14 protein-coding genes are annotated in these 15,682 nt (G+C 73.2%); 6 read left to right on the top strand and 8 right to left on the bottom strand.

Annotated features, from left to right (window positions below; translation table 11 throughout):
* Positions 1-346 precede the first annotated feature (346 nt).
* From ABD160_RS03460 to ABD160_RS03445, 4 genes are all read right to left on the bottom strand, one after another.
* On the bottom strand, positions 347-1,033 hold the full coding sequence (locus ABD160_RS03460) for a DUF305 domain-containing protein (RefSeq protein ID WP_344018135.1): 687 nt from the start codon (positions 1,031-1,033) through the stop codon (positions 347-349).
* 74 nt (positions 1,034-1,107) lie between these two features.
* Entirely contained in the window at positions 1,108-1,554 is a 447-nt protein-coding gene (locus tag ABD160_RS03455; protein ID WP_344018134.1) for a DUF6153 family protein, read from the bottom strand.
* 533 nt (positions 1,555-2,087) lie between these two features.
* A complete protein-coding gene (locus ABD160_RS03450) occupies positions 2,088-3,593 on the bottom strand; it encodes a heavy metal translocating P-type ATPase (RefSeq protein ID WP_344018376.1) in 1,506 nt (501 codons plus the stop codon).
* Positions 3,500-4,039: an HAD family hydrolase gene (locus tag ABD160_RS03445; RefSeq protein WP_344018133.1), complete on the bottom strand. Its 540-nt coding sequence runs from the start codon at positions 4,037-4,039 to the stop codon at positions 3,500-3,502. Before ABD160_RS03445 ends, ABD160_RS03450 begins: the two co-directional genes overlap by 94 nt.
* 467 nt (positions 4,040-4,506) lie before the next feature.
* Here ABD160_RS03445 and ABD160_RS03440 point away from each other — a divergent pair, with 467 nt between their 5' ends.
* From ABD160_RS03440 to ABD160_RS03425, 4 genes are all read left to right on the top strand, one after another.
* Positions 4,507-4,791: a metal-sensitive transcriptional regulator gene (locus ABD160_RS03440; protein ID WP_344018132.1), complete on the top strand. Its 285-nt coding sequence runs from the start codon at positions 4,507-4,509 to the stop codon at positions 4,789-4,791.
* A gap of 104 nt (positions 4,792-4,895) precedes the next feature.
* Positions 4,896-5,108: a heavy-metal-associated domain-containing protein gene (locus tag ABD160_RS03435; RefSeq protein ID WP_344018131.1), complete on the top strand. Its 213-nt coding sequence runs from the start codon at positions 4,896-4,898 to the stop codon at positions 5,106-5,108.
* A gap of 99 nt (positions 5,109-5,207) precedes the next feature.
* Complete coding sequence (locus ABD160_RS03430) at positions 5,208-6,167, top strand: hypothetical protein (protein ID WP_344018130.1); 960 nt, start codon at positions 5,208-5,210, stop codon at positions 6,165-6,167.
* Positions 6,167-8,452 carry a heavy metal translocating P-type ATPase gene (locus ABD160_RS03425; RefSeq protein WP_344018129.1) on the top strand — a complete coding sequence of 762 codons (2,286 nt, stop codon included), beginning with the start codon at positions 6,167-6,169 and terminating at the stop codon, positions 8,450-8,452. The genes ABD160_RS03430 and ABD160_RS03425 overlap by 1 nt, the downstream gene beginning before the upstream one ends.
* 145 nt (positions 8,453-8,597) lie before the next feature.
* Here ABD160_RS03425 and ABD160_RS03420 read toward each other — a convergent pair whose 3' ends face one another.
* Positions 8,598-9,137, bottom strand: a complete 540-nt coding sequence (locus tag ABD160_RS03420; protein ID WP_344018128.1) for a hypothetical protein — start codon at positions 9,135-9,137, stop codon at positions 8,598-8,600.
* 112 nt (positions 9,138-9,249) lie between these two features.
* Here ABD160_RS03420 and ABD160_RS03415 point away from each other — a divergent pair, with 112 nt between their 5' ends.
* A complete protein-coding gene (locus ABD160_RS03415) occupies positions 9,250-10,164 on the top strand; it encodes a glycoside hydrolase family 140 protein (protein ID WP_344018127.1) in 915 nt (304 codons plus the stop codon).
* On the opposite strand, the gene ABD160_RS03410 is transcribed toward ABD160_RS03415, so the two are convergent.
* The gene (locus tag ABD160_RS03410) at positions 10,157-11,770 is read right to left on the bottom strand and encodes a flavin-containing monooxygenase (protein ID WP_344018126.1); all 1,614 of its coding nucleotides are present in this window, start codon (positions 11,768-11,770) and stop codon (positions 10,157-10,159) included. The two genes, ABD160_RS03415 and ABD160_RS03410, sit on opposite strands and share 8 nt — an antisense overlap.
* A 67-nt stretch (positions 11,771-11,837) precedes the next feature.
* Entirely contained in the window at positions 11,838-12,734 is an 897-nt protein-coding gene (locus tag ABD160_RS03405) for an SMP-30/gluconolactonase/LRE family protein (protein ID WP_344018125.1), read from the bottom strand.
* A 200-nt stretch (positions 12,735-12,934) separates the two neighbouring features.
* Between ABD160_RS03405 and ABD160_RS03400 the strand changes: the two genes are divergently transcribed.
* Positions 12,935-14,746 (top strand): sigma-54-dependent Fis family transcriptional regulator, encoded by a 1,812-nt coding sequence (locus ABD160_RS03400; RefSeq protein ID WP_344018374.1) that lies wholly within the window; start codon positions 12,935-12,937, stop codon positions 14,744-14,746.
* Between the two features lie 16 nt (positions 14,747-14,762).
* Here the strand turns inward: ABD160_RS03400 and ABD160_RS03395 are convergent, their stop codons facing one another.
* Entirely contained in the window at positions 14,763-15,617 is an 855-nt protein-coding gene (locus ABD160_RS03395; RefSeq protein WP_344018124.1) for an SDR family NAD(P)-dependent oxidoreductase, read from the bottom strand.
* Between the last annotated feature and the right edge of the window lie 65 nt (positions 15,618-15,682).

The raw sequence follows: 15,682 nt of genomic DNA, 5'->3' as shown, positions 1-15,682 counted from the left end.
GGGCCGAGCTTTGAGTGGGATGTGGAGACCGTCGTGGCTGCGCGGTCATCGTCCGTCGCCACATGTCGTGCGGCGGTCGGCCGGGGGTGTGCGGGCGGACAGCGCTCGCATCGCGCATCCGAGCAGGCAGCGCAGAATTGCGCGGCCGGGCTCGGATGTGGCGGCCGCGATCACGGCGGACAGCGGACCTCGGGCAGCAGGCCGACTCGCGCTCTTCGCCATCGGACAGCCTCCTTCGTCGATACGGGCCGGGGGTATTTCACGGACCACCGTATATACCCCCCGCCCGTATCGGCCAGGGGGGAGAGCGACCTTTTGGTGCCGGCTCACCCTGACCAGGGGAGCGTCAGCCGAGGAGCTCGCGCATCTCGGTGATCTCGGTTTCCTGAGCGTCGACGATCTGCTGGGCCAGCGCCTTCGCCTCGGGGTTGGTCCCGTCGGCGAGTTCGGTCTGGGCCATCTGCACCGCACCTTCGTGGTGGGCGATCATCATCTCGAGGAACATGCGGTCGAACTCGGCGCCGTTGGCCTGCTCGAGCCGGCCCATCTGCTCGGGGGTCATCATCCCGGCCATGCCGCCGTGATCCATTCCCCCCTGTTCCATACCGCCTTGGCCCATACCGTTCTGGTCGGGGCCGTGGCCCATCGACTCGTGGTCCATCCCGGGCATGGCGCCGGGTGCGGGCGCGCCCCACGCGGTGAGGAAGGCCTGCATCGTGGCGATCTCCGGGCCTTGGGCCTGCTCGATCTCGGTGGCGAGCCGACGGACCTCGTCACTGCCGGCGCGGTCGGTGGCCAGCTTCGACATCTCCACGGCCTGCTGGTGGTGCGGGATCATGCCCTGGGCGAAGGCGATGTCGGCCTGGTTGTGCTCGGCCGAGATCGCCGCGCCGCTGGGAGCGGCGGCGCTGGTCGGGGCGGGTGCCGGGTTCGCGGGCGCGGCGCCGCCGGCGGGGTCCCCACCGCCGCAGGCGGTCAGGACGAGGGCAGCAGTCAATGTCGTGGCCGCGGCGGCCACGTTGGTGATCTTCATGTGTGGTTCTGGCTCTCCGTGTCGAAAACGGGTGATCGGGGGCGGATCCGACGCTCTGCCGCGCCGGGGGCCGATCAGGTCCGCATCACGCAGAGCTGGGCGAGTCTTCGGGGGACGGGCGGGGGCCGCTGCGCCGGCATACCGCGGGCACGCCGGCGGGTCGGGGTGACCGAGGCCGGGAGCGTCAGGCGCCCGAGGAACAGCCACGCCGCGAGCAGCGCGAGCCCGGCGGCGGCCAGTATCGCCAGGCACAGGTGCAGCAGGTGGGCGGTGCCGTGCTCGCCGTGCTCGGCCGGCATCGGGTCGTGGGCGGCCGTGGCCGGCACCGGTGTAGAGGGCGCGGACGCCACCTCGGCTCGGAGGTCGGCGTGTGCGGCCATCGCCGCTTCGGCCTCGACCTGATGCCCGGTGTCCATGGTGGGAGCGGCAGCCGGGGCGACGAGCGCGTGCATCCCGACGATCCCGAGCAGGACAGGCAGGACCAGCAGCACCAGCTGCAGTCCGTGTCGCCCGTTACCCATGTCGACCACGGTACCGGCGTGACTGCACGGCGCATGCGAAGCCGGGCGGTGTGTGCCGTTCATGGCGGGGTCCCGACCACGGCCAGGACCCACTCGCGCCCACGCCGGGCAGGCGACACGGCATCTCCTGCCGCCGAGAACGAACGAACGTTGAGGCCAGGCTGGCCGCCGCCAGCGGGTCGTGTTCGGCTCATCTCGTGTCCGGTCGCGCCGATGCCGGCCACCGGGGGGCGCCGCCGTCGGGCAGCGGTCGAGACGACGAGCGCGTGCATGCCCAGCAAACCGAACCGAACGGGCAGGAGGACCAGCAGTCGCCCGAATTGCCCGTTTGCCGTCCTCCTCACGCTACCCGCGACGGGGCGAGCGTCGGTCATCCGGTCGTTGCGCAAAGCGCCCGGCCACGAGGACCACACACGCGCCCGCGCCCGACGCCGGCACCGCCACGATGCCAAGCCGCAGGATCCGGTCGTGGTGGCCACGGTCTCGGCGCGCTTGCCTGGTGCCGTGCGGACTGAGCGTCGCTGCTTGAGCGCTCACCGGTTTGCGCGGTCGCCGAGGAACGTCGCCGCGCTGGCCGCCGGGGTGAGGTCGAGGCGGCGCAGGAGTTGTGCGTTGAGTGCCACGACCACGGTCGAGGCGGACATCAGGACCGCTCCGACGCTCATGGGCAGCAGGAACCCGATCCCGGCCAGGGCGCCGGCGGCCAGCGGCACGGCCGCGAGGTTGTATCCCGCGGCCCACCACAGGTTCTGCTTCATCTTCCGGTAGGTGGCGCGGGACAGCTCGACGGCCGAGAGGACCGACCGGGGGTCCGACGAGGCCAGGATCACCCCCGCGGAGCCGATCGCGACGTCGGTGCCGGCGCCGATGGCGATGCCGACGTCGGCCTGGGCGAGCGCGGGCGCGTCGTTGACGCCGTCGCCGACCATGGCGACCTTCCGGCCCTCCTGCTGGAGCTCTGCGACCCGGGCGGCCTTGTCCTCGGGCCGGACTCCGGCGAAGACCCGGTCGATGCCCAGTTCGGCGCCGACGGTTTCGGCTACGGCCCGGGCGTCACCGGTGATCATGACGACCTGGGTGCCGGCGGCGTGCAGGGCGTCGACGGCGTCGCGGGACTCGGGCCGGATCTCGTCGGCCAGCCGCAGCCCGCCGATCACCGCGCCGTCGGCGAGGACGTGCAGGATGATCGCACCTTCGGAGCGCCACTGTTCGGCGATCGCGAGTTCGTCGAGGGTGTGCTGCTCGAGCAGGTAGGGGCCGCCGACCTCGACCACCGAGCCGTCGACCGTGGCGCGCACGCCGACCGCCGGGGACGAGGAGAAGTTGTGAGCCCCGGGCACGGCGAGCCCCCGGGCTCGCGCCGCACCGACGATCGCCGTGGCCAGCGGGTGCTCGCTGCCGGACTCGGCCGCCGCGGCCAGGGTAAGCACCTCGTCGGCGCCGCGGCCCGCGACCGGCTCGATGCCGGTGACGGCGGGTTCGCCCCGAGTCAAGGTGCCGGTCTTGTCGAACAGGACGGTGTCCACGGTGCGCATGGACTCCAGGGCGAGGCGGTCCTTGACCAGGACACCGCCGCGGGCGGCGCGCTCGGTGGCGATGGAGACCACCAGCGGGATGGCCAGCCCGAGAGCGTGCGGGCAGGCGATGACCAACACCGTGATCGTGCGCACCACGGCGCTGTCGGGCAGGCCGACCACCGACCAGACGATCGCGGTGATGGCGGCGGCGGCGAGGGCGTACCAGAACAGCCAGCCTGCGGCGGTGTCGGCGATGCGCTGGGCCCGTGAGGAGGAGGCCTGGGCGTCGGCGACCAGCTTCTGGATGCCGGCCAGGGCGGTGTCGCCGCCAGTCGCGGTGACCTCGACGCGGAGCCCCGAGTCGGTGGCCACGGTGCCGGCGACGACCTGGTCCCCGGTGTTCCGGCGGACGGGTGTGGACTCGCCGGTCACCATCGACTCGTCCAAGTCCGCCGAGCCGTCGACGATCGTGCCGTCGGCAGGCACCGAGGCGCCGGGCCGTACGACGACGACATCGCCCACCACCAGGTCTGCCGGGGCGACGTGACCACGTCGTCGCCGTCGAGTCGCTCGGCATGGTCGGGCAGCAACGCCGCCAGCGAGTCCAGCGCCGAGGTGGTCTGGGCCAGCGAGCGCATCTCGAGCCAGTGCCCCAGCAGCATGATGACCACCAGCAGCGCCAGCTCCCACCAGAAGTTCAGCTGGTGATCCAGCACGCCCAGGCTCGCGCCCCAGGACGCGAGGAACGCGACCGTGATGGCCAGCCCGATGAGCAGCATCATCCCCGGACTGCGGGAGCGGAGCTCAGAGATCGCACCGGTCAGGAACGGCCGACCCCCCCAGAAGTAGACGACGGTCCCCAGGACCGGCGAGACCCACCACACCCAGCCGGCGGCGGGCAACGGGTAGCCGACGAGGTGGGCGAACATCTCGTTGAACGCCACCACCGGCACGGACAGCACCAGCATGATCCAGAACAGCCGGCGGAAACCGGCGACGTGATCGCCGTGGCCAGCGTGGCCGCCGTGGCCGGCGTGCTCGTCGCCGCCTGCGCCGTGACGGCCTTCGTGACCTTCAGGCGCCCGCGACCGTGGGGGTGTCTGTGGGTCGTGTCGCATCGTCATGGCGCCGAACCCTATACCCCGTATGGGTATAGGGTCCAGGGCAGTCGTCGGGGTGTCCGGTCGCGCAGCTCCGATGCTTACAGGGAGGCCGGTTCGTCGGCCGTGCCGCAGACAGGCGCTTTGACGGGGGCCGGGAATGCCAGTCCTCGCAGGCAATGGCCGCCGTCGGCGGAACCTGCAGGGGACGTGCGGCGGCGCCCCGCGACGGTGCTCAACGCGACGGCGAGCGTTCAGTGCCTGTCGACCGCGATGTGAGTTGATACTATTACCCCCTACGGGTATATTGACGAGGGTCTCGAGGAGGTAGAGCGATGCAACACGGATATGCCGACAACAAGGACGCGCACGTCAATCGGATGCGCAGGATCGAGGGGCAGGTCCGCGGGATCAGCAAGATGATCGAGTCGGACAAGTACTGCATCGACGTCCTCACGCAGGTCTCGGCGGTCAACAAGGCACTCGAGGCCGTCGCGCTGGGCCTGCTCGACGAGCACCTCAAGCACTGCGTCGCCGACGCCGCCGCCGAGGGCGGCGCGGTCGCCGACGAGAAGATCCAGGAGGCCAGCGCCGCCATCGCGCGCCTGGTCCGTTCCTGACCCCACCCCGGAGAAGCCGGCGGGACCCGGAGCGGCGAGGCCGCCACCGGTCACCGGAACCTGCCCGCGCCCCGCGCGGACCGTCACGAGGAGGTACCCCGACCATGAGCACCGCCACCTACACCGTGTCCGGCATGACCTGCGGTCACTGCGTCAGCTCGGTCACCGAGGAGATCAGCGAGGTCGCCGGCGTGACCGACGTGTCGGTGGACCTGCCCACCGGTGCGGTCACCGTCACCGGCGACGGCGAGATCTCCTCCGACGCGGTCCGCGCGGCCGTGCAGGAAGCCGGCTACGAGATCACCTCCGGGGCCTGACGCCCCACCCCACCCGTCCCCCACCCGGCACGGGTCACGATCGTCGCCGCTGCGCGAGGGTCGTCCACCCGCGTCGGGTCGTACCGAAGGACTTCCACGATGAAGACCGCAGCACGACTGTCCGCCTACGGCGCGGCCGTCGTCCTCTTCGGTGCCGGCGCGTTCGCGACCGGCATGACCGTCGACGCCCCCACCGGCCACCTGCGTCCCACCGCCCAGAGCGCTCCCACCGGTCCCGGTGCGGGGCATGGAGCAACACCGGCCGCGAGCCCGGCGCCGCACGCGCAGCCCGCGGGGCTGGCGTCCACCGCCGACGGGCTCACCCTGACCCCGGTCGCGACGACCCTGCCGGCACAGACGCCGACCGAACTCGCGTTCCGCATCACCCGCGCCGACGGATCCCCCGTGACCGGCTTCGACCTCGCCCACGACAAGCGGATGCACCTGATCCTGGTCCGCCGCGACACCGCCGACTTCCAGCACCTGCACCCGGTGATGGACGCCGACGGCACCTGGCGCACGCCGGTCACCCTGGCCGACGCCGGTACCTACCGGGCCTTCGCCGACTTCTCCCCCACCGGCGGCGCGGCCACCACGCTCGGCGTCGACCTGTTCGCCCCGGGCGAGTTCACCCCGATCGCACCGGAGCCCGACCGGACCGCCACGGTGCCCGGCGGCTACGAGGTCACCCTCGACGGCGACCTGACCCCGGGACGGTCCAGTGACGTGACCCTGACGGTCACCCGAGGCGGCGAGCCGGTCACCGACCTGCAGCCCTACCTCGGTGCCTACGGCCACCTGGTCGCCCTGCGCAGCGGCGACCTGGGCTACCTGCACGTGCACCCCCACGGCAGCCCCGGCGACGGCCGGACCGCCCCCGGCCCGCAGATCACGTTCGGCACCGAGGTCCCGAGCAGCGGGACCTACCGGCTGTTCCTCGACTTCCGCCACGACGGCGCGGTCCGCACCGCCGCGTTCACCGTCCCGACCACTGGCTCGGCACCCGTCGCCGCTCCCGCCTCCGGGCACGGCGACGACCACGGCGAGGGAGGCCACTGATGACCACCACGACCACGCAGCCGGACGGGCACGGCACGAGCCAGGAGATCGAGCTCGCCATCGGCGGCATGACCTGCGCCTCGTGTGCCAACCGGGTCGAACGCAAGCTCAACAAGCTCGACGGCGTCACCGCCACCGTCAACTACGCCACCGAGAAGGCCCGCGTCCACGCGCCCGCGGGCATCAATACCGACGAGCTCGTCAGCACCGTCGAATCCGCCGGCTACTCGGCGACCCTGCCGTCCGTCGACCAGGTCGGTGACCGGACCGGGGACGACGACAGTGGTGCCGATGCCGAGATGCGCACGCTGCGCGACCGGTTGATCGTCTCCGCCGTGCTGGCCCTGCCGGTGGTTGCCATGTCGATGGTCCCGGCGCTGCAGTTCACCAACTGGCAGTGGCTCTCGCTGGTGCTCACCGCGCCGGTGTGGGCCTGGGCGGGCGCCCCGTTCCACCGGGCCGCCTGGATCAACCTGCGCCACGGCGCGGCCACCATGGACACCCTCATCTCGATGGGCACGACCGCGGCCATGGCCTGGTCGGTCTACGCGCTGTTCTTCGGCACCGCCGGCATTCCCGGGATGGTGCACCCGTTCGAGCTGACCGTGGCCCCCACCGACGGCGCCGGCAACATCTACCTCGAGGTCGTCGCCGGGGTCATCACCTTCCTCCTCGCCGGCCGCTACTTCGAGCAGCGCTCCAAGCGGCGCGCCGGCGCCGCCCTGCGCGCCCTGCTCGAACTCGGTGCGAAGGACGTCGTGGTGCAGCGCGGCGGCACCGAGACCCGGATCCCGGTCTCCGAACTCGTGGTCGGCGACCGGTTCGTCGTCAAGCCCGGCGAGAAGATCGCCACCGACGGCGCGGTCGTCGAGGGACGGTCCGCGGTCGACGCCTCCATGCTCACCGGCGAGTCCGTGCCGGTCGAGGTCACCGTCGGCGACACCGTCGTCGGGGCGACGGTCAACGCCGGCGGACGGCTGGTCGTCGAGGCCACCCGGGTGGGGTCGGACACCCAGCTCGCCCAGATGGCGAAGCTGGTCGAGGACGCCCAGAACGGCAAGGCCGCCGTCCAGCGCCTCGCCGACCGCATCTCCGGGGTGTTCGTCCCGATCGTCATCGTGATCGCCGCGGTGACCCTGGGGTTCTGGCTCGGCGCCGGCGTCGGCGCCACCGCCGCGTTCACCGCCGCCGTGGCCGTCCTGATCATCGCCTGCCCGTGCGCACTGGGCCTGGCCACCCCGACCGCGCTGCTGGTCGGCACCGGACGCGGCGCCCAGATGGGCATCCTGATCAAGGGCCCGGAGGTGCTCGAGTCCACCCGTCGGGTCGACACCGTGGTGCTGGACAAGACCGGCACCGTCACCACCGGGACGATGACGCTGGCCGGGGTCCACACCGCCGACGGCGTCGACGAGTCCACCGTGCTGCGCCTGGCCGGCGCGCTGGAGACGGCCTCCGAACACCCCGTCGCCGCCGCCATCGCCACCGGCGCCCGCGAACGCACCGGTGACCTGCCCGGTGTGGAGGAGTTCACCAACCACGAGGGCCTCGGCGTCCAGGGAATCGTCGACGGCCACGCCGTCCTCGTCGGCCGGCCCCGGCTGCTCGAGCAGTGGTCGGTCCCGCTCACCGGGGAACTCGCCGACGCCGCCATGAACGAGGCCGCGAAGGGCCGCACCACCGTGGCCGTCGCCTGGGACGGCCGGGCCCGCGCCGTGCTCGTCGTGGCCGACACGATCAAGGCCACCTCCGCCGAGGCGATCGCCGAGTTCCGCCGGCTCGGGCTCACGCCGGTCCTGCTGACCGGCGACAACCAGGCGGTGGCCGACACCGTCGCCGCCGAGGTCGGCATCGAACCCGGCCCCGAGACCGTCATCGCCGAGGTCATGCCGGCCGACAAGCTGGCCGTGATCGAGCGGCTGCAGGACCAGGGCAAGGTGGTCGCGATGGTCGGCGACGGCGTCAACGACGCCGCGGCGCTGGCCCAGGCCGACCTCGGGCTGGCCATGGGCACCGGCACCGACGTCGCCATCGAGGCCTCCGACATCACGCTGGTCCGCGGCGACCTGCGCGCCGCCGCCGACGCGGTCCGGCTCTCCCGCCGGACCCTGAGCACGATCAAGGGCAACCTGTTCTGGGCGTTCGCCTACAACACCGCCGCGATCCCGCTGGCCGCGGTGGGCCTGCTGAACCCGATGATCGCCGGCGCGGCCATGGCGTTCAGCTCGGTCTTCGTCGTCGGCAACAGCCTGCGGCTGCGACGCTTCCGCGCACACGCGGCCTGATCACACCCCGCACCGACACGGCGCCGCTCTCCAGCACGGAGAGCGGCGCCGTCGTGCAGCACCCTGCTACTGGGGACATGATCATGCCGGGCACGGCCGGCCGCCTCTCCCGGCCGACCCGACTCGGCGCGGACGGACCCGGCTTTCACGCAGCAGCGCAGGGGCGGGTGAGCACGGGGCGGTCGGCCCAGGACTCGTGCTGCCCGTCTCGCTGCACGTGCATGCGGTCGACCTGGCAGAGAGCGCCTGATGACGATCGAAGCCACTGCCGCCCGGCAGAGTCGGTGATGTGCAGGGCGGGGGGCTCGCCGAACGGCGGAGCGGTCATGACGTCGCTCCCGCCGGGCCACAGGGTCCGCCCGACACGGACCGGGTTCGTCAGCCGCAGCGACACCTGGGGGCGCAACCAGGCCCGTCGCCACGAACGCGTCGCCTGCAGATCGATGGACCTGGCCAGCGCCGTGACCCGGACCGGTTCGTCGCCGTGGTTCGTCACGTACAGCAGCGCCGTGTCACGACCGCTGTCGACCGGAGCAGCCTGGAGGGCGACGCATCCCGCTCGGGCCCGGTGGCGATCGACCGACCGTCGCCGGTAGGCGAGGACGGCGGCCAGCGCGCCCGTAGCACCAGTGACGCCGACAACCCGGGCACGCTCGGTAGCGATCTTGAGCAAGGTCGAACCCATTCGGCGGAGCGTAGAGGTTACTGTTCGGTATCGATCCGGGTGTGATCGGGAACTCCGTGAACGTTCAGCTACTTGGCCCCGCGCCCCACATGAAGGTGCAGTCAACGGGTCGGTGGTCGACGAGGGCAACGCCCGCGGGTACGGCCGGTTCCTCGGCGAGCGGTACGGCGACCGGGACAACGTCACCTGGACCCTCGGCGGGGACCATCCGGCGGGCGGCGAGGAACGCCTCTGGGGCAATCTCGCCGAGGGCCTGCGCGAGGGCGGCGCGACCCAGCTGACGACCTACCACCCGCAGGGCGACCAGACCTCCGCGCAGTGGTTCGCCGGGGCCGACTGGCTGGACTTCCACATGATCCAGGGCGGGCACTGCCTGCGCTACGGCGTCCGGCAGCGGCTCATCGAGACCACCTACGACGCCCGCCCGGCGAAGCCGTTCATCGACGGCGAGCCGATCTACGAGGAGCACCCGTACTGCTGGGAGTCCGATCGCGGGTTCTCCACCGCGCAGGACGTCCGCCGCGACGCCTGGTGGGCGGTGCTCGGCGGCGCCGCCGGGCACACCTACGGCGCGCACTCGGTGTGGCAGTTCAACGACGGCGGCCGCGGCGCGCTGGGCGCCCGCGGCAGCTGGACCGACGCGCTGCGGCTGCCGGCCGGTGGGCAGATGGTCCACCTGCGGGAGCTGATGGAGTCGCTGCCGTTCCAGCTGGGCGTGCCGGACCAGTCGGTGATCACCTCGGAGACCGGGTCCGGGAAGGACCGGATCGTCGCCAACCGCGCCTCGGACGGCTCCTACCTGCTGGTGTACACGCCGTCCGGCGGGGGCTTCGCGCTCGACCCGGCCGCGACCTCCGGGCTGACGACGGCCCGCTGGTTCGATCCGCGCACCGGCGCGTTCCGGGACGCGACGCCGGGGGAGCGGTTCGAGCCGCCGTCGGACGAGGACTGGGTGCTGCTGCTGACCGGCCCGGACGCCCCGGGACCGGACGGTCCCGGGGACGCCGCGGCGGGGCCGGTCAGCTGATCGCGAACCCGGCGAACCCGGCCTGCTTCGCCTCGTCGAACCGCTGCCTGTAGAGCGGCAGGCCGCCCGGGTAGTTCAGGCTCTGGATCGGCTTGCCGGGGATGTTGGCGCCCATGTACCAGGACCTGGCCTTCGGGAACAGCGTCGGCGCCACCAGCCCGGCGACGTGCTCGGCCCACTCCCGGTCGGCCTCCGGCGTCGACTCGATCCGGCGGGCGCCGGACCGCAGCAGGTGGTCGAGCGTCTCCACCACCATCTCGCCCTGGATCTCGGCGCAGGTCGGGCCGTTGCAGAAGCCGGAAGGGCTCTGCGGGCCGTAGACGAACAGCAGGTTCGGGAAGTGCGCGGTGGCGATGCCCAGGTGCGCCGCGACCCCGTCCGCCCACTGCTCGCGCAGCAGCCGGCCGTCGGTGCCCCGGATGTCGAGCCGGGTGAGCCCGCCGGAGACCGAGTCGAAGCCGGTGGCGAGCACGATCACGTCGAACGGGTGATCGGTCCCGTCCCGGGTGGTGATGCCGGTCGGCGTCACCGCCTCGATCGGGTTCTCGACGAGATCGACCAGGCTCACGGTGTCCTGGTTGAACACGTCGTAGTAGTTCTGCTCCAGCGACGGGCGCTTCACCCCGAACGGGTGCGGCGGCTCGGTCGGCGCCAGCTTCTCGGCCAGCGCCGGGTCGTCGATCCGGGCCCGGACCTTGTCCCGCCAGAACCGGTAGGCGTGGTCGTTGGACTCCTGCACGAACAGGGTGTCCTGGTAGATCGCGAGCCAGAACCGGAACCCGCCGCGGTCCCACAGCTGCTGGTAGCCCGCGGTCCGTTCCTCGTCGGTGAGGTCCAGCGCGTTCTGCGGGATGAAGTCGTAGTCGAACCCGGCGAACGTCTCGCCGCGGGCGGCGAACCGGTTCGGCAGCTCGCGCCGGATCTCGTCCTGGTCGGCCGGGGTCAGCGTGCGCTGGCGCATCGGCAGCGCCAGGTTCGGCGTGCGCTGGAAGACGGTCACCGCGGCCGCGTCCCGCGCGGCCTCCTGGGTGACCTGCACCCCGCTGGCGCCGGTCCCGATCACCGCCACCCGCTTGCCGGTGAGGTCGACGCCCTCCTGCGGCCACAGCGCGGTGTGGTGCGCGGCGCCGCCGAACGAGTCGAGCCCGGGCAGGTCCGGGACGTACGGGCGGGACGCGAACCCGAGGCAGGGCACCAGGTAGCGGCAGCGGGTGGTGCGGCCGTCGGCGGTGCGCACCACCCACTGGTCGCGGTCGGTGTCGAAGTCGGCCCCGGTGACCCGGGTGTCGAACCGGATGTCCCTGGCGAGATCGAGCGTCCGGTCCAGATGGTCGAAGTAGTCCCGCACCTCGCTCCAGCCCGGGTACAGCTCGCTGTACTCCCAGCTCTTCCAGATGTCCTTGTAGGCGAACTGGTAGATCGGGCCCTCGGTGTCCACCCGGGCGCCCGGGTAGCAGTTCCAGTACCAGATGCCGCCGAGCCGCGATCCGGCCTCGTAGATCTTCACCGAGTAGCCGAGATCGCGCAGCCGGTCGAGCTGGTAGATGCCGGCGAACCCGGCTCCGATGACGAGGACGTCGAGTTCCTCGGTGGTCGTGTCGGTCATGTGCGGTCGACTCCCTTCGTCGGGGCCGGCGCGGGTCCGCCGGCGGGGATGGGTGCGGCGGTGGGGATCACGGGGTGCCGGCGTGCGGCACGTCGACCCGGGTGCGCAGGATCCGGCCGAGCCGGGTGCTGCGGCGTTCGGCCTCGTCGAACGACGGCGCGACGCACAGGTGCAGGGTCCGGCCGTCGTCACCGCCGAGCATGCAGGCGTACACGCCGTCGTCGCCGGTGCTGATCTCCTCCAGGATCGTGCCGCCCTCGGCGACCCGCACGCACCGGTGGTGCACCGCGTCGGCGGTCCAGACGGCGCCCTCGGCGTCCAGGCAGGTGCCGTCCGGGGCGACGACGACCGAGGCCAGCATCGCGTCCAGGGTCGAGGTGTCCGGCGGGTCGCCGAACACGGCCCAGTCCCGGCGCGGCCCCAGCCCGCCGTCGTCGTGGATGTCGAAGGCCGAGATCCGGTTGCCGAACGTCTCGCTGACCAGCAGGGTCCGGCCGTCCGGGGTGATCACCGAGCCGTTCGGGAACATCAGGTCCTTCGCGACGACGGTGACGGTCCCGTCCGGGTCGACCCGGGACACGTCGGTCGTGGCGAACGGGGCGCCGCCCATCAGGTCGTAGCCGAAGTTGCCGACGTAGGCGCGGCCGTGCGCGTCGACCACCATGTCGTTGGTGTGCCCGCCGGCGACCGCCGACAGGTCGCCGTGCTCGACCAGCCCGCCGTCGGTCAGCCGCAGCAGCGTGCGGTCCCGCATGGAGACCACGAGCAGCGTGCCGTCCGGCAGCCAGCCCAGGCCGGACGGCTGCTGCGGCACCGTCGTCACCACCTCGGTGCTGCCGTCGGGGGCGACGGCCAGTACCTGGTGGGTGTAGAAGTCGGAGGTCCACAGCCTGCCGTCGTGCCAGCGTGGGCCCTCGAGGAAGGTGTACCCCTCGATCAGCGGGGTGAGTTCGCGGGAGGTCATCGTCGACGTCCTTTCGCCGGGTGCAGGGCGGAAGGGAGTGTCGGGCGCCGGTGTCCCCGGTCACTGTCCGACTTCGCTACATCCACCGCCGGGGCGACGACGTGTCCTGTTTTGGGACAGTTGCGGGACGCACGACCTGCTGTGATCGGCCCCTACACTGGAACCGGCCTTCATCAACGGTGAGGGGGGCGGCTGTGCGGATGCACCGGCGCGACGTCATGCGCACCCACCGCGAGCTGGTGCTCGGCGGGGACGACGGGCAGGACACCGGCGATCCGGCGGCCCGCGGCACGGTCCGCGACGAGATCGTCTCCTCGTGGCGGCGCTGCCGGCTGGTCGGCGTCACCACCAGCGGCGAGGACGTCCCGTACCAGGCGGAGTTCGAGCGTCCCAACCGGCTGCTGCGCGCCGCCGATCCGGTGATCGGCAGGCTCGCCGACCAGATCGACGACGGCCCGGCCACCATCCTGCTCGCCGACTCCGACGCCCAGATCATCGACCGGCGGGCCGGTCGCCGCGAGCTGGCGAACGCGCTCGACCGGCTGCTGGTGGCCCCCGGCTTCACCTACGCCGAGGAGTTCACCGGCACCAACGGCATCGGCAGCGCGCTGGAGGAGTGCCGGCCGTTCGTGGTGTCCGGCGCCGAGCACTTCCGGGACAACCTGCAGCAGTTCACCTGCATGGGCTCGCCGATCCGGCATCCGGTCACCGGCCGGGTCGAGGGCGTGCTCGACGTGACCTGCCGGGTGGAGGACCGGCACGAGCTGCTGGCGCCGCTGGTGCTCGCCGCGGTCCGGGAGATCGAGGCCCGGATGGTCGCCGACGCCTCGCGCCGCGAACAGATGCTGCTCGACCGGTTCGTGCGCGCCGGGCGGCGCAGCACGGCGGCCGTCGTCTCGCTGAACGAGGACGTGGTGATCGCGAACACCGCCGCCGCCGGCCTGGTCGAGCTGTCCGACCAGGCGGTGCTCTGGGACTGGGCGTGCCGGATCCTCGGCACCCGCGACGAGTTCACCGGCGACATCCGGCTGTCCAACGACGTCGTCGTGCAGGCCAGGGCGACCCGGGTGGGGGAGCGCGGCGCGACGGCCGGCGTGGTGATCGAGATGCGGCCGCAGCCGGACCGCGCGGCGCCGTCCGGGCGCACGCGGCAGCGCGCCCGGGCCGGCGCGGGCGAGGGGCGGCTGGTCGGCCGGAGCGTCGCGAGCAGCCGGTTGCGCGACGCCGTCGACGCCGCGCTGGCCGCCGGCCGGCCGCTGCTGGTCTGCGGCGAGCCGGGGGCCGGCAAGCTGTTCGTCGCCACGCACGTGCACGGCAGGCGCGCCCCCGGCGAGCCGGTCACCGTGCTCGACGCGGTGCTGTCGGCGGACGACCCGACCGGCTGGCTGGGCCGGCTGACGGACGCGCTGGACGGCCCGGGCGGCGTCGTGCTGCGCCATCTCGACCAGCTCGCGCCCGCCGTCGCCGCCCGGGTGGCCGCCGTCGTCGAGCAGGTGACGACGGCCCGGCTGGTCGTGACCGCCCGGCACCGCGGCGGCGCGGGCGCGGCGAGCCGGGTGCTCGACCACTTCCCGGTGTCGGTGACCGTCCCGCCGCTGCGCTTCCGCGGCGAGGACATCGCCGATCTCGCCCCGCTGCTGCTGGGCGCCGGCAGCAGCCGCCGGCCGGTCCCGCGGCTGCAGCCCGGGACGCTGCGCACGCTGGCCGCGCTGGACTGGCCGGGCAACGTGCGCGAGCTCGGCGCCGTGCTGTGCACCGCGGCGGTCTGCTCGCTCGGGTCCGACATCGGGCACCGGCACCTCCCGCCGGAGTACCGCTCCCCGGGCGGTCGGTCCGGCCCGTCGTCGCTGCTGCGCGCCGAGCGGGACACCGTGCTCGAGGCGCTCGCCGAGACCGGCGGGAACAAGGTGGCCGCCGCCGAACGGCTCGGCGTCGCCCGGTCCACCCTCTACCGCAAGCTGCGCCAGCTCGGGATCGACGACCACCGGCTCCCCGGCGCCGATCCGGGCTGACCGCGCCCCGGCGGCGTCACCGGTGGTGCACCGGCTCCCACAGCGCGCCCGGCGTCGGCGCCGGCCCCTCGCCGCGCAGCGACCAGCGGCCCACGACCAGCCCGAGCAGCCGCTGCACCGGGCCCGGCGCGAGATGGTGCGCGGCCACCAGCAGCCGGACCGGGAGCCCGCCGGCGACGGTCTCGGCGCGGGGCCTGCGCAGCCGGGCGACGATGGTGCGGGCCACCCGCTCCGGTGCCGCCACCGGCGGCGGCGGGGCGACCCGGCGGCCGGTGTGGTTGGCCGACACCGACCAGATCGGGGTGTCGACGGCGCCGGGCAGCACCGTGCACACGTGCACCCCGCGCACCCCGGCCCGGCGCAGCTCGGACCGCAGCCCCGCGGACAGGGTGCGGACCGCCGCCTTGGACATGCTGTAGGCGGTGAGGTGCGGCGCCGGCACGATCCCGAGCACCGACGACACGTTCACCAGCACCCCGCCGCCGCGCTCGACCATCGCGGGCAGCGCCGCCCGGGCGCCGTGCACGCAGCCGCCGACGTTGACCTCCAGCACCCGGGCGGTCTGCTCCGGCGGGGTGTCCAGCACCGTGCCGAACAGCGCGACCCCGGCGCAGTTCACCCAGCCCTCGACCGGGCCGAGCCGTTCGGTGACCACGGTCGCCGCCCGGGCGACCGATCCGGCGTCGGCGACGTCGGCCGGCACCGCCACCGCCCGGCCGGCCGGGAGCTCGGCGGCGACCGCGCCGAGCACCGCCTCGTCCCGCCCCAGCAGGCCGACCAGCGCGCCGGCCCGGCCGAGCTCGCGCGCCGTCGCCCGGCCGATCCCGCTGGACGCCCCGGTCACCACCACCACCGCACCGTCGAGCCGCATACCGGTGCTGCTACCCGCTCCGGGCCGGTGCATGCCGGGCGGAGTGCATCGCGTCCCGGCGGGTA

This window comes from Pseudonocardia kongjuensis, assembly GCF_039526905.1.
GTDB classification, from domain to species: Bacteria; Actinomycetota; Actinomycetes; order Mycobacteriales; family Pseudonocardiaceae; genus Pseudonocardia; species Pseudonocardia kongjuensis.
This window is presented reverse-complemented; position numbering and strand designations above follow the sequence as displayed.

Coding starts and splice junctions, on each gene's coding strand:
- ABD160_RS03410 (WP_344018126.1), bottom strand. CDS start 11,770: ATGACCGACACGACCACCGAGGAACTCGACGTCCTCGTCATCGGAGCC.
- ABD160_RS03400 (WP_344018374.1), top strand. CDS start 12,935: ATGCACCGGCGCGACGTCATGCGCACCCACCGCGAGCTGGTGCTCGGC.
- ABD160_RS03445 (WP_344018133.1), bottom strand. CDS start 4,039: ATGCTGGTGCTGTCCGTGCCGGTGGTGGCGTTCAACGAGATGTTCGCC.
- ABD160_RS03405 (WP_344018125.1), bottom strand. CDS start 12,734: ATGACCTCCCGCGAACTCACCCCGCTGATCGAGGGGTACACCTTCCTC.
- ABD160_RS03395 (WP_344018124.1), bottom strand. CDS start 15,617: ATGCGGCTCGACGGTGCGGTGGTGGTGGTGACCGGGGCGTCCAGCGGG.
- ABD160_RS03420 (WP_344018128.1), bottom strand. CDS start 9,137: ATGGGTTCGACCTTGCTCAAGATCGCTACCGAGCGTGCCCGGGTTGTC.
- ABD160_RS03440 (WP_344018132.1), top strand. CDS start 4,507: ATGCAACACGGATATGCCGACAACAAGGACGCGCACGTCAATCGGATG.
- ABD160_RS03425 (WP_344018129.1), top strand. CDS start 6,167: ATGACCACCACGACCACGCAGCCGGACGGGCACGGCACGAGCCAGGAG.
- ABD160_RS03460 (WP_344018135.1), bottom strand. CDS start 1,033: ATGAAGATCACCAACGTGGCCGCCGCGGCCACGACATTGACTGCTGCC.
- ABD160_RS03455 (WP_344018134.1), bottom strand. CDS start 1,554: ATGGGTAACGGGCGACACGGACTGCAGCTGGTGCTGCTGGTCCTGCCT.
- ABD160_RS03435 (WP_344018131.1), top strand. CDS start 4,896: ATGAGCACCGCCACCTACACCGTGTCCGGCATGACCTGCGGTCACTGC.
- ABD160_RS03430 (WP_344018130.1), top strand. CDS start 5,208: ATGAAGACCGCAGCACGACTGTCCGCCTACGGCGCGGCCGTCGTCCTC.